The organism is Enterococcus sp. E5-162, from assembly GCF_035725965.1.
Classification (GTDB): domain Bacteria; phylum Bacillota; class Bacilli; order Lactobacillales; family Enterococcaceae; genus Enterococcus_B; species Enterococcus_B lactis.
The window spans coordinates 222,063-235,298 of record NZ_JAPRFV010000002.1; the positions used below are offsets into that span (position 1 = coordinate 222,063).

The 13,236-nt window shown below is 40.1% G+C and carries 10 protein-coding genes; 8 read left to right on the forward strand and 2 right to left on the reverse strand.

The annotated features are described in order from the left end of the window. Positions 1 to 45: 45 nt before the first annotated feature. Positions 46 to 1,791, reverse strand: a complete 1,746-nt coding sequence (locus OZZ83_RS03215; RefSeq protein ID WP_278023409.1) for an ABC1 kinase family protein — start codon at positions 1,789 to 1,791, stop codon at positions 46 to 48. A 195-nt stretch (positions 1,792 to 1,986) separates the two neighbouring features. Here OZZ83_RS03215 and OZZ83_RS03220 point away from each other — a divergent pair, with 195 nt between their 5' ends. The 6 genes from OZZ83_RS03220 (at position 1,987) to OZZ83_RS03245 (ending at position 8,391) form a co-directional block, all read left to right on the forward strand. Continuing rightward, entirely contained in the window at positions 1,987 to 3,063 is a 1,077-nt protein-coding gene (locus tag OZZ83_RS03220) for a D-alanine--D-alanine ligase (protein WP_278023410.1), read from the forward strand. Between the two features lie 152 nt (positions 3,064 to 3,215). Then, the gene (locus OZZ83_RS03225) at positions 3,216 to 4,568 is read left to right on the forward strand and encodes a UDP-N-acetylmuramoyl-tripeptide--D-alanyl-D-alanine ligase (protein ID WP_002312441.1); all 1,353 of its coding nucleotides are present in this window, start codon (positions 3,216 to 3,218) and stop codon (positions 4,566 to 4,568) included. A 321-nt stretch (positions 4,569 to 4,889) separates the two neighbouring features. Beyond that, positions 4,890 to 6,401 (forward strand): degradosome RNA helicase CshA, encoded by a 1,512-nt coding sequence (cshA, locus tag OZZ83_RS03230; RefSeq protein WP_002345468.1) that lies wholly within the window; start codon positions 4,890 to 4,892, stop codon positions 6,399 to 6,401. A gap of 129 nt (positions 6,402 to 6,530) precedes the next feature. Continuing rightward, on the forward strand, positions 6,531 to 6,881 hold the full coding sequence (gene acpS, locus OZZ83_RS03235) for a holo-ACP synthase (RefSeq protein WP_002293418.1): 351 nt from the start codon (positions 6,531 to 6,533) through the stop codon (positions 6,879 to 6,881). Positions 6,882 to 6,896: 15 nt separating this feature from the next. After that, positions 6,897 to 8,018 carry an alanine racemase gene (gene alr / locus OZZ83_RS03240; RefSeq protein ID WP_002313979.1) on the forward strand — a complete coding sequence of 374 codons (1,122 nt, stop codon included), beginning with the start codon at positions 6,897 to 6,899 and terminating at the stop codon, positions 8,016 to 8,018. Between the two features lie 10 nt (positions 8,019 to 8,028). Further along, complete coding sequence (locus tag OZZ83_RS03245) at positions 8,029 to 8,391, forward strand: type II toxin-antitoxin system PemK/MazF family toxin (RefSeq protein ID WP_002289874.1); 363 nt, start codon at positions 8,029 to 8,031, stop codon at positions 8,389 to 8,391. 171 nt (positions 8,392 to 8,562) lie between these two features. Here the strand turns inward: OZZ83_RS03245 and rpsN are convergent, their stop codons facing one another. Next, positions 8,563 to 8,832 carry a 30S ribosomal protein S14 gene (gene rpsN / locus OZZ83_RS03250; protein ID WP_060806742.1) on the reverse strand — a complete coding sequence of 90 codons (270 nt, stop codon included), beginning with the start codon at positions 8,830 to 8,832 and terminating at the stop codon, positions 8,563 to 8,565. A gap of 187 nt (positions 8,833 to 9,019) precedes the next feature. Between rpsN and OZZ83_RS03255 the strand changes: the two genes are divergently transcribed. Both OZZ83_RS03255 and OZZ83_RS03260 read left to right on the forward strand, forming a co-directional pair. Further along, the gene (locus tag OZZ83_RS03255) at positions 9,020 to 9,967 is read left to right on the forward strand and encodes an NADP-dependent oxidoreductase (RefSeq protein WP_252706833.1); all 948 of its coding nucleotides are present in this window, start codon (positions 9,020 to 9,022) and stop codon (positions 9,965 to 9,967) included. A 307-nt stretch (positions 9,968 to 10,274) separates the two neighbouring features. Further along, positions 10,275 to 12,980, forward strand: a complete 2,706-nt coding sequence (locus tag OZZ83_RS03260) for a YhgE/Pip domain-containing protein (RefSeq protein ID WP_104841458.1) — start codon at positions 10,275 to 10,277, stop codon at positions 12,978 to 12,980. Positions 12,981 to 13,236 lie beyond the last annotated feature (256 nt).

Sequence of the window (13,236 nt, forward strand, 5' to 3'; positions counted from 1 at the left end):
TCATTCTTATTGCTTGAGACAGAACAGCTTTCTCCCAACTTTTTTCTACTTTTTCCTCTTCTTATACATTTGGATCAATGCATCGATTGCTAAAAAAATAATGACAAATGCTGCAATAGCATACGTAAATATCCCTAATAAGGAAACGACCTCTGCGTTTTCTACAGGTGCAGCTTGGACAAGCAGGGAAGATCCTACGATCAATGCAGCTAAAATCATACCGAAAACAAGTCGATTGATCATACTTTCGATCCTGTTCAATAATTTGTCTTGCTTTTTTAATTCCAAATTGACTTTTCCTTGTCCCGAAGTCCACATTTCTAATAGATGATGAAGTTGTTGTGGAATCTTAGGCACAGCCTTCATTCCTTCTAATAGGTCTAATCCACTTTGTTTCAATGTATCTTCTACATCCAAATGGGTGAGAAAGTAATGTTGGGCAAAAGGCGAAGCAATTTCCATGAGGGAAACTTCAGGGTCAAGGACACGGATCACCCCTTCTAATGTCCCGAATGCTTTCAGCAAAAGCGTGATATCACGGTCGAACTGCAGATTATTTTGATGACAGATCATCACGACTTGTGCGAATACTTCTTGCAAGTTGATTTCATCAATAGGGGAATCATAATATTGTTCAAGAAAACTTGTCAGTTCTTGGTGAAACCGACTTTCATCAAATAAGCCTTCTTGCTGACAAAGTCGAAGGACCGCTTTTTCGATTCGATAAGCATCTTTCGTATACAGCGCTAAAACGGCTTGTGTGAGCTTTTGCCTAAGACCTGCAGAAAGATGCCCCATCATGCCAAAATCAATGTAGTTGACTGTATATGGCGCAACAGGGTCTTCTATAGAAGTAGAGGCTCGAAAAGCAAAGGGACCGAACTCTTTTTCATGAACTGTTTCAGTTGTTCGGCGAGCTCGTGTCTGTTCTTCTTTTGTTAGCACATGGAACAGCAAATTCCCCGGATGAGGATCAGCATGGAAAAAACCATCATCAAACACCTGCTTCATAAAGTTCTCAACTAAAAGCTTTGCAACTTCTTGTTTCAGCTGCTTGTTTTGAATACCGGTGATAAAAGTTTCTGTTCTGTTTTCGGCATTCATCAAATGATTCAAGTTTTTACCAGACATTTCTTCCATCACGATCACTTTTTTCGAACAAAAAGCGTCATAAATTTTGGGGCTGCGGATCTCTTTCCAGCCATTGTTCTTTTGATAGAATTGTTCGCCATTTTGACTTTCTTTTAAGAAGTCCATTTCATTGATCAAGGAACGTTTTACTTCTTGGAGTACCCCTTTTAGATCAACTACGCTAGTTTCAGGAATGTATTTGATCAAAGGGATTGCACGTTCAAATAGTTGAAGATCAAGGCGAATCTCTTCGGCAATGTTAGGGTGTTGGATCTTAACAACTACCGCGTCACCGCTTTTCAGCTTGGCACGGTGAGCCTGTCCCATAGAAGCGGAGGCAAAAGGCGATTTGGAAAAATCATCGAATATATCTGATACCGAAAGAGAAAGTTCCGTTTCGATCGTCTTTTTGACCGTTGAAAATGTGTCGCTAGGTACACTGTCTTGTAATGTTTTAAATGTCTGAGTGAAGGCAGAGGAAAGCAAGTCCTCTCGAACAGAAAGCATCTGTCCTATCTTGATGAAGGTGGGGCCTAATTCTTCAAAGGCTTTTTTTACCTGTTCGGGATTTTTTTGCTGTACAAAGTTTGGCACTACATTGTAGTTGATGAACACTCGAATGATTTCTGCCAAGCGGCTGCGTGGATTTGTTTGCGCCATCATCATCCCTCCTTTTCTTTATCATAACTTTTTATAAAAAATGGGACAAATAATCTAGCTGGCAAAAAATAAATGACGTTTGTTCTTTTAGAAACCAACTCGTTTTTTTATAAATAAGTTATTCGTTTATTTTTGTTTTGTGCTAAAATATGAGAGTAAATCACTGAACGATTTAGAATACAGGAGGACAATCTTTTGAAGATTACTTTACTATATGGCGGACGCAGCGCAGAGCATGAAGTGTCCATTCTTTCCGCATTTTCAGTTTTAAATGCCATTTATTATAATTATTACCAAGTTCAACTCGTATTTATTACAAAAGAAGGACAATGGGTCAAAGGTCCATTACTAACAGAAAAACCTGCAAGCAGAGATGTCTTGCACCTTTCATGGGACCCAAGTGGACAGACAGAGGAAGGCATTACAGGAAAAGTGATCAATCCGGGCGAAATCAAAGAAGAAGGAGCCATCGTTTTTCCAGTTTTACATGGGCCAAACGGGGAAGATGGAACGATCCAAGGCTTCTTAGAGACATTGAATATGCCTTATGTCGGCGCAGGCGTATTGACCAGTGCATGTGCCATGGATAAAATCATGACCAAATATATTTTACAAGCTGCTGGTGTGCCACAAGTTCCTTATGTACCAGTACTTAAGAATCAATGGAAAGAAAATCCTAAAAAAGTATTTGATCAATGTGAAGGTTCTTTGCTTTATCCGATGTTTGTCAAACCGGCGAATATGGGTTCTAGTGTCGGCATTACAAAAGCAGAAAACCGAGAAGAATTGCAAAATGCTTTAGCAACAGCCTATCAGTATGATTCTCGAGCAATCGTTGAACAAGGAATTGAAGCTCGCGAAATCGAAGTTGCTGTATTAGGAAATGAAGATGTTCGGACGACTTTGCCTGGCGAAGTCGTAAAAGACGTAGCATTCTATGACTATGAAGCCAAATATATCAATAATAAAATCGAAATGCAGATTCCAGCCGAAGTGCCGGAAGAAGTTTATCAAAAAGCGCAAGAGTACGCGAAGTTAGCTTACACGATGTTAGGCGGAAGCGGATTGAGCCGGTGTGATTTCTTTTTGACAAATAAAAATGAATTATTCCTGAATGAATTAAACTCTATGCCAGGATTTACGGAGTTCAGTATGTACCCGCTCTTATGGGAAAACATGGGCTTGAAATACGGTGATTTGATTGAAGAACTGATTCAATTAGGAATGAATCGATACCGTCAGCGTCAATCTTTTTTTGAAAAAAATGAATAAAGAGAAATAAAGAAGAAGCTGGAGTGATTGCGTAACCGCGTTCATTCTAGCTTCTAAATACGAATAGAGAAATTTACTTGGAAGTGAGAGTCATGCGAACCCGCCGTTTAGGCCAAACGCTTTTTTCACAACCTTTTTTAGGAGAGATCTCAATGAATCTAACAATACAAGAAATTGCACAAGCCGTGGGCAGCGAATGCTCTGAACTGACAAAGATTACCAATGTCGAATTTGACAGCCGGAAGATAACCGAAGGAAGTTTATTCGTTCCTCTTGCTGGTACGCGAGATGGACATGAATTTATCCAGCAAGCAATCACAAACGGCGCATCTGCTTCATTTTGGAGCTTGCCTGTTGAACAAGCACCAAAAGATTTTCCAGTTATCCCTGTAGCAGATCCTTTGAAAGCCATGCAGCAATTGGCAACCTATTACTTGGAAAAAGTAGGTGCAGAAGTCGTTGCAATTACAGGAAGCAATGGTAAAACCACCACGAAAGATCTAACCGCGTCTGTCTTGTCTGAAAAATACAAAACATATAAGACGCAAGGAAATTACAACAATAATATTGGTCTTCCTTACACGATTTTGCACATGCCGCAAGATACAGAAAAGATCGTCTTGGAAATGGGCATGGATCACGCCAATGAAATCACGGAACTTTCACTTATGGCTCAACCAAAAGCTGCAGCAATCACAATGATCGGTGAAGCACACATAGAAAATCTTGGGTCGCGAGAAGGAATCGCTAAAGCCAAAATGGAAATCACTGACGGACTTGTACCAGACGGATTACTCGTTGTGCCCGCAGATGAACCGTTGTTGACACCTTTAACGGCAACATTAGTACAAACAGTCACAACATTCGGTATTGGAAATGGCGATGTTCATGCGGAAGTGACAGCAGAAGGAAAAGCACAAACCGATTTTGTAGTAGAAGGAGAAACATTTACGATCCCGCTGCCTGGAAGTTATAATGTAACGAATGCTTTGATTGCGTATACGATTGGGCGCTTCTTTGGACTGTCTATACCTGAGATACGCCAAGGGCTCGCTCATGTTTCTATCACACAAAACAGAACTGAATGGCTAACGGCAGGAAATGGTGCAGCTATTTTGAGCGATGTCTACAATGCAAATCCAACAGCCATGGGACTGGTATTAGATACTTTTAAAAATCTGCCAACAAAAGGGCGTAGAATCGCTGTGTTAGCAGATATGCTGGAATTAGGGAAAGATTCTTTAAACATGCATGCGCAAATGAGTGAACATATCGATCCTGAGAAATTTGCCATGATTTTCTTGTACGGGGAACAAATGCATGCATTAAAAGAAGACTTGAATCAAAAATATCCGCAACTACCTGTGTTCTATTTTGAAAAAGAAAAGAATAAATTGATTGAGGCTGTCAAACAAAATCTTGAATCAACAGATAGTATTATGCTGAAAGGCAGCAACAGCATGGGCTTATTCGAAGTAGTAGAACAGCTTCAGCAAATGAAATGAAAATCTGTAAACTTGCAGAAAATGAAAAGCTATGTTAGAATAACCTATTGCCGAAAGATGAAGAGAAATTGGACTGGTTTTGCCATGGAAGCAACTTGTCGAAACCAGATGTCATAATCATGATAAAGCTGAACGCGACCCGTTTGGCTTTTCTAATGCCTAAACTTCGCAAAGTGATTTTTCGGTGGTGCCACAGGGGCTAAGAATGGGTAAAAACGTGCGTGGCCACTGTCAAAAAGAAACAATACACTTTGACCGAACAAATCGACGGGGTAGCAAAAAAGCTACATCCTCAGTTAACAACCATATAGGAGGATTCATTTGAAATTTAAAGAACTAGAATTATCACCAGAATTGTTGAAATCAGTCGAACGCGCTGGTTTTGAAGAAGCAACACCTATCCAAGCAGAAACGATTCCGCTAGCATTAGTTGGAAAAGACGTTATTGGACAAGCACAGACAGGTACAGGGAAAACAGCTGCATTTGGATTACCAATGTTAGAAAAAATCGATCCAGATCGTCACGAATTACAAGGTCTGGTTATCGCACCAACACGTGAATTAGCTATCCAAACACAAGAAGAACTATATCGTTTAGGGCGCGACAAAAAAGTGCGTGTACAAGCTGTCTACGGTGGAGCAGATATTGGCCGTCAGATCCGTGGCTTGAAAGATCGTCCACATATCGTTGTGGGTACACCAGGACGTATGCTTGACCACATCAACCGCCATACATTGAAACTTGGAACTGTTCAAACATTAGTCTTGGATGAAGCAGATGAAATGTTGAATATGGGCTTCTTGGAAGATATCGAAAAAATTATTTCCCAAGTTCCTGAACAAAGACAAACATTACTTTTCTCAGCAACAATGCCGCCAGCCATCAAGAACATCGGCGTTAAATTCATGAAAAGTCCACATCATGTGAAGATCAAAGCGAAAGAAATGACAGCTGACTTGATCGATCAATACTATGTCCGCGCAAAAGAATACGAAAAATTTGATATCATGACTCGCTTGTTTGATGTTCAAACACCGGAACTAACAATCGTCTTCGGACGTACAAAACGCCGTGTAGATGAATTAGCACGCGGATTAGAAGCACGTGGTTATCGTGCAGAAGGAATCCATGGCGATTTGTCTCAACAAAAACGGATGAGCGTATTGCGTTCATTCAAGAGCGGTCACTTAGATATCCTTGTAGCGACAGACGTTGCCGCACGTGGATTAGATATCTCAGGTGTCACTCATGTGTACAACTATGATATCCCTCAAGATCCAGAAAGCTACGTTCACCGTATCGGACGTACAGGCCGTGCCGGAAAAGGCGGTATGTCTGTGACTTTCGTTACACCAAATGAAATGGACTACTTGCATGTGATCGAAAACTTGACGAAAAAACGGATGACGACTTTACGTCCGCCAACCGAAAAAGAAGCATTCAAAGGTCAATTAGGTGCTGCAGTTGAACAAATCGAAACAAAACTTGCAGAAAACGGTCTAGATAAATATCTGCAAACAGCAGATAAATTATTAGAAGAATATTCTGCACAAGATTTGGTTGCATTACTGCTGAAAACGACAGCAAAAGATCCAGCTGATGCAGTACCAGTGAAGATCACACCAGAACGCCCATTGCCAATGCAGAAAAAAGGATACAACAAAAATGGCAAACGTGGCGGCGGAAACAACCGTAATCGTCGTGACGGCGGGAATTATCGTGGAAACAAATCAAAAGGCGGTTATAGCAAAAACATTAACAGCCAAAAAGATGGCGGTAAACGTCACAATGATAAAAAACGCGGATTTGTGATCCGTTCAAATAACGATTAAACCTAAAATGAAAGTTTCTCTGTTTTAAGAGAAACTTTCATTTTTGTTATTTGTGGACTTATTTGTGGCAAAATGGTTATAATTTGGTAGAATGAGAGTGTTCTAAATTTATTGAAAAGAGAAAAGCATATGATAAAAGGAATTGGGATCGATGCAGTCGAATTGTCTAGGATCACTCGGCTGATCGAAGAAAAACCAAAATTCATTGCACGAATCTTGACCTCTGAAGAAACGAAACTGTTCCAATCCTTGCCTTTTCATCGCCAAGTAGAATTTTTAGGCGGACGTTACGCTTGTAAAGAAGCTTTCTCTAAAGCTTGGGGAACGGGAATCGGGAAAGTTACCTTTCAAGATATCGAGATTTTAAAAAATGAAAACGGTCAGCCCGTTGTTACGCGCTCACCCCATGAAGGCAATGTATGGGTCAGTATTACTCACACAAATGAAACAGCTTTTGCACAAATTATTTTGGAAGACTAGAAAGAAGGAAAAATGATGGTTGTCGCTTGGCACCGCCCAACGAAAGCAGTGATACATAAAAAAGCTATAACTGAAAATGTAGCAAATGAAGTGGCAAGACTTCCGCAAGGGAAAGAATTGTTTGCAGTAGTAAAAGCAAACGGATACGGTCATGGAGCTGTAGAGACAGCTGAAGCAGCAGTTGCTGGTGGAGCTTCGGGCTTTTGTGTTTCAAATTTAGATGAAGGAGTCGAGTTGAGAGAAGCTGGATTTACTCAGCCTATCCTTATCTTGAACATGGTTCCTTACGACGCACTGGCTTTAGCTGTTGCTCATGATTTGTCAGTAACTGCAGGTACACGGGAATGGTTGCAGGTAGCAGCTGCTATTTTAGAGGAAGGCAAGCTAGAAATGCCTCTTTCGATCCATTTAAAAGCAGATACTGGGATGGGACGTATCGGTTTTTGTACACCTGAAGAAGTAAAAGAGGCAGCTGCATTCATCAGAGAAAGTCGTGTATTAGAATGGGAAGGATTATTTACCCATTTTTCTACAGCAGATCAACCAGATGATACGTATTGGAACCTGCAAAAAGAACGCTTTATGGAAGTGCTAAAAAAACTTCCTGAACTTCCTCGATATGTACATGTCAGTAACAGTGCAACGGCTTTATGGCATGATGAAACAATCGGCAATATGATTCGTTATGGTGTAGCAATGTATGGACTGAACCCATCTGGACATGCACTTCCGGAAGTTTATCCGTTACAGCCAGCACTTGAACTGGTTTCTGAATTGATCCAAGTCAAAAAACTCCCAGCAGGTGAAGGAATCGGCTATGGGGAAACATATATCACTCCTGAAGCAGAATGGATCGGAACGATACCGATCGGTTATGCAGATGGCTGGTTACGAAAGATGCAAGGTTTTTCTTTATTGGTAGAAGGAAACTATTGTGAAACGATTGGACGTGTATGTATGGATCAACTGATGATCCGATTGCCTCAAGAATTTCCGGTCGGAACAAAAGTGACGCTTATCGGCAAAAATGCAGACAAAGAAATCACTATGCAAGACGTAGCAGATCAATTAGGTACGATCCACTATGAAGTGGCATGCGGATTAGGACAGCGGATACCAAGAGAATATCAAGAATAAGGAGGATCCTATGGTAAAAAGAGGAGATATTTATTTTGCTGATCTTTCTCCAGTCGTGGGATCGGAGCAAGGCGGAACACGCCCAGTTTTGGTTATTCAAAATAATCTAGGTAACCATTTCAGCCCGACGATCATTGTTGCGGCCATAACGGCAAAAATGGCTAAGCCTAAGCTTCCGACTCACATTGGGATCAAAGCTACTGGAACAGGAATAGAAAGAGACTCCGTTATCCTGTTGGAGCAGATCAGAACGATCGATAAATCAAGATTGAAAGAAAAAGTCTGTCATTTGGATCGACCAATTATGGCAGAAGTTGACCGAGCATTAAAAATTAGTGTGGGCATTGAGGCACTGACTCCTGTTACTAAATAAGTATAGCGAAGTAACCATGCAGCCTTTACATATAAAAAAAGGTCCAACTGTGCGTAAAAAAAGATACGTCCGCTTCTAGTACCAGCATTTCTGCTAGAAGAAGCGAACGTATCTTTTTTGATGATCCAAGGAGTGGTCCATGCGCCCTCCTCCTTTACAGCCAGACTTGGACTACCAGCTGGCTTTTTTTACTCCTGGAATCAAACCTTTATGTGCTAACTCACGGAATTTTATACGGGACATCCCGAATTTACGCATGTATCCGCGAGGTCGTCCATCGATTAGATCGCGATTTTTCAACCGTTCTGGACGAGCATCTAAAGGAAGTTTATGCAAGCCTTCATAATCTTTTTGCGCTTTTAATTCCTGACGTAAAGCAGCATAGCGTTCAATCGTTTCTTGCTGTTTTTTTGCTTTGGCAATCTTTGATTTTTTAGCCATCAACAAATTCCTCCAATTTTTTTATTAGCGTAAATCGTAATCTTTACGTTTTTAGATGAATAATTTAACACGATACGCGAAAAAAAACAACTATTTTGTTTTGGATTATGTTCCAAATTGAAAAGACATTTTTTTTGTCAAAATAAAGGCATAAACGTAAACTTAAAGAAAAAGGGAGATGGTAACTATGCGAAGATTTGCAATTAATGGTTACGGAGAAGCGCAAGATGTTTTTGAAGAAATCAATGCTCATCCCAGAGAAGTCGATTCTGGACATATTCGTGTAGAAATAAAAACATTCAGCGTGAATCCGTATGATGTTGCCTTGCGTTCAGGAGAGATGAAAGAGATACGAACATTGAAATTCCCTTATGTACTAGGTAATGATGGCGCTGGTATCGTGACAGAGATTGGTTCAGATGTCACAACTGTTCATGTAGGTGATCGAGTAGCTGTCCATGCAGTCGGCGGGACTTACGGAGAAGAAGTCGTACTGCCATCAACAAAAGCAGCAAAAATTCCAGATGAAATGAGTTGGGAAGAAGCAGCCGGAATGGTCACACCAGGGATTACGGCGTATAATCTAATCAATCATTTGACGGAAATCCAGCCGACAGATACAGTGATGATTCTAGGTGCATCAGGTGCGGTCGGGTCTAGTCTGATCCAGCTTCTCCACGAAAAGGGTATCCGAGTCTTAACCAGTGCCTCTAGTAAAAACGAAGAAAAAGTAAGGAAACTAGGAGTTTCAGCATTTGCTGCTTATGATAAAGCAGACCCAGGCATGCAATTTGCTGATCAAGCAGACCTTGTGATTGATGCCACGAAAGGAAGCATCAAAGGAGAAACCGGCATCCAGATCCTGAAACCAGGTGGGAGATATGTTGCATTAAATGACCTCCCAGACCTAAATTTGCGGCAAAAAAAGGAAGGCTTTTATGAATCATTTGTTCCAAGAAAGGAATATCAAGATGCAGAAGCCTTTGCTGGCATAATCAAATCCTATCAAAAAGGTGCCTTTCATATTTTTATTTCAATGAATCTGTCTGCTTCACTTGCACATGTTATCCAAGCACATCAGCAAGTTGAAGGGCATCCTCCTGCCGGGAAAATCATTTTGTCATTCGAAAAGTAAGAAACATAGGAATAAAAAATGAAAAAAGCTGAAACAATTTTGTAGGGGCAAAGACCAAAAAAGTGTTTTAGCTTTTTTGCGTATACGTATAATAGATAAAAACTTTGGCATAAAATTATCTTTCCCTTTTATTTCATGATAAAGTAAAGGCTGTAATCCTTAATTATTTCTCAATATATAAGAGATTACAATGAGACAATTGCCGTGATATGTCCAAAAATTCGACTTTTTTGAAAAAAGCCGATTGAAAAAAGTATGAAATACATGGTAAAGTAATTCAGCTGAAAAAAGAAGAAGGGGGAGAACTATGCAGTCAATCAAAAATACACTTCGTTTATATTTGCTTGACTGGAAACGGATTTTCAAAAACCCGATTGCTACACTTTTGATCATTGCGATCATGATCATCCCTTCGCTATATGCGTGGTTTAACATTAAAGCACTATGGGATCCATATGGAAATACTGGAGAGCTGCCAATTGCTGTTTACAGTGCAGACAAGCCAGCAGAGTTTCAAGGTAAAGAAGTGGCCATTGGGAAGCAAGTCATCGAATCGCTTCATAAAAATAAACAATTAGGATGGCAATTCGTTGATTCAAAAGAGCAATTAGAAGACGGAGTCCGTTCCGGAAAGTATTACGCAGGTATTTACCTGCCAAAGGATTTCTCAGAAGATCTGCTGAGTTTTACTAGTGGTGACATCAAGAAACCGAAAATCGAATATACGGTAAATGAAAAAATCAATGCGATTGCACCGAAAATCACCGATAAAGGAGCAAGTTCGATCCAATCGCAAATCACAAATGAATTTATCAAAACAGCCAGTTCGACTTTATTGAAAGTATTCAATGAAATAGGTTACGACATCGATACGAACCTAGTAAGTATCAATAAAGTCAAAGAGATGATTTTATCAACAGATGAAAATCTGGACACGATCGACGGCTACACAAAGCAAGTCCTCGAATTACAAAGTCAATTACCTGACATCAAGGAAAAATTGAATAAAGCAAATGAATTCGTGGATTACATCCCTAAAGTAGATGAGATGGGCGAAAAAGTCGTTGCATTGAATGACAAAATGCCTGAATTGAAAGACCAAGCAAAAATCATCCTTGATTTGCAAGAAAAAATCCCAGAGATCCAAAATGCTGGTAAACAACTAGCAGAGATCGACGGCGATTTTGCTTCGATCCAAGAGACAATGAATCAAGGAATCGATGAAGCAAAACAAGGCTTGACGATCATCCAACAAGTACAAGATATCTTGCCAGATGTGAAAAATTTAGAAAACCAGGCAAGTGATCTAGCAAACCAAACAAAATCAGGTGCCTCTCAGCTGAAAGATGCGATACCAAGCATCACAAACAGTGTAGATGTTACATTGAAGTCAATTGGACAAGTGGCAACAACGACTAGTTCGTTAATAGATACTGTAAGAATAGCTATTGAAGATGGTAAGCTGACTGATGATGAAAAGAAAAACATCAGCAATGTATTGAACGGCTTTATTGACGGAATATCTCAACAACAAAATGCAATCGATAAACTGGTCGAGTTCCTGACTAAATTGCAAACAAGTGCTGGAAATACGAAATTGCAGCCAATCATTGATCAGCTAAATCAATTAAAACCCTTGCTAAGCAATCTGCAAAACCGCCTATCTGCTTTGAACACAGCTGTTCAAAATGAAGACACGAAGGCTATTGATGAATTGCTAGATCAAATTGATGCCGTTGCTAATAATATCAATGGCATCATTGCTGGTATCAATACAGGTCAAATCAGCTCAACCGTCACTTCTCTACTAGACCAAGTCATCGATACGATTGGGACTGCACAAGGCGCACTGAGCAAAGCAGACCAGATCGACTTTGATTCGCTTCTCAGCTCAACGAAAGCAACTGTAACAAATGCAGTGGCAATCTTAGAAAAATATCAAAAAGAAATGCCTGCAATTGGACAAGAAATCCACGATGCCAATACAATGTTGAATGGCAATATGGAGACCATCGTCAATGGCATCAATGAAGGGGCAGACCTATACAACAATGAATTACCGATCCTTCAGCAAAAATTAGGGTTGGCCGCTGATTTTATCCAAAATGATTGGCCCACACTAAAAAATGAAATCACCGGTACATTGACAACAGTAAATGAAAAAATGCCAGAAGTCGAAACAGCTGTGAACGCTGCTGCGGACTTGATCAACAATGACTGGCCAAATATCAAAGCTGGTATCCAAAAAGCAGCAGATGCGATCCGAAAAGGCGAACAGGAAGTCGATCTAGGAGAAGTCATCAAATTATTGAAACTAGATGCAACAAAAGAAAGTGACTTCTTTACACAACCTGTTGAGCTGCAAACCAATGCGCTTTATCCAATCGCAAATAACGGTTCAGCTAGCACTCCATTTTATACTGCACTATGTCTGTGGGTCGGCGCTGTTCTTCTTTCAAGTGTTGCTACGACAGAATACTATTTAGGAAAGAAAGACCGAAACAATTTTACGAAACGAGAACAATTCGTTGCTCGTATGCTGACATTCTTGACAATGGCAATCGCGCAAAGCTTGATTGTTACATTAGGGAATATTTTCTTACTAGGAGTAGATGTCCAAAATCCAGTCTACAGCGTGTCATTTGCTGTCTTGATTGCCTTAGCATTTATGATGATCGTTTACGTCCTGGCTGCATTATTCGATAATGTCGGTAAAGGGATCGCTATCATCATTTTAGTACTGTCGATCTCTGGTGGAGGCGGGAACTATCCGATCCAAGTCTCAGGGAAATTCTTCCAAATGATCAATCCGTTCTTGCCATTTACTCATGCGGTAAACTTGTTACGGGAATCTGCAGGAGGAATTTATTGGCCAAATGCTACGAAAGCAATCTGGATCATGATCGGTTTGTTTGTTGTCTTTGGAGTCGTAGGAACGGCAGTCTATCCGTTCATCGAAGAAAAAATGACGAAATTCAAAGAAGCGGCGCATGAGAGCCATATTTTTCATTAAAGAAAAGAGGTTGTGAAATCAGCGCTTTGAGCTAATACCGAGGGTCAGCTGATGGAACATCGTTTACCAAGAGGTTGTGAAAAAGCTGTTCTGCAGTAATAAGAATGACCAAACAAAAAAACAGCTTCACATTTCTCTTTTAAAAGTTAAGATATAAAAAAGGATAGAACCTGATTTTCTAAGTCAAGTTCTATCCTTTTATTATAGAATTCAAAGAAAAAGCCCATAAAAAAATGTTAGATTTTTGCTGTATTAA

Excerpts from the sequence above, each read along its gene's own strand:
- OZZ83_RS03215 (WP_278023409.1), bottom strand. The coding sequence starts at position 1,791 with ATGGCGCAAACAAATCCACGCAGCCGCTTGGCAGAAATCATTCGAGTG.
- OZZ83_RS03225 (WP_002312441.1), top strand. The coding sequence starts at position 3,216 with ATGAATCTAACAATACAAGAAATTGCACAAGCCGTGGGCAGCGAATGC.
- acpS (WP_002293418.1), top strand. The coding sequence starts at position 6,531 with ATGATAAAAGGAATTGGGATCGATGCAGTCGAATTGTCTAGGATCACT.
- alr (WP_002313979.1), top strand. The coding sequence starts at position 6,897 with ATGGTTGTCGCTTGGCACCGCCCAACGAAAGCAGTGATACATAAAAAA.
- OZZ83_RS03245 (WP_002289874.1), top strand. The coding sequence starts at position 8,029 with ATGGTAAAAAGAGGAGATATTTATTTTGCTGATCTTTCTCCAGTCGTG.
- rpsN (WP_060806742.1), bottom strand. The coding sequence starts at position 8,832 with ATGGCTAAAAAATCAAAGATTGCCAAAGCAAAAAAACAGCAAGAAACG.
- OZZ83_RS03255 (WP_252706833.1), top strand. The coding sequence starts at position 9,020 with ATGCGAAGATTTGCAATTAATGGTTACGGAGAAGCGCAAGATGTTTTT.
- OZZ83_RS03260 (WP_104841458.1), top strand. The coding sequence starts at position 10,275 with ATGCAGTCAATCAAAAATACACTTCGTTTATATTTGCTTGACTGGAAA.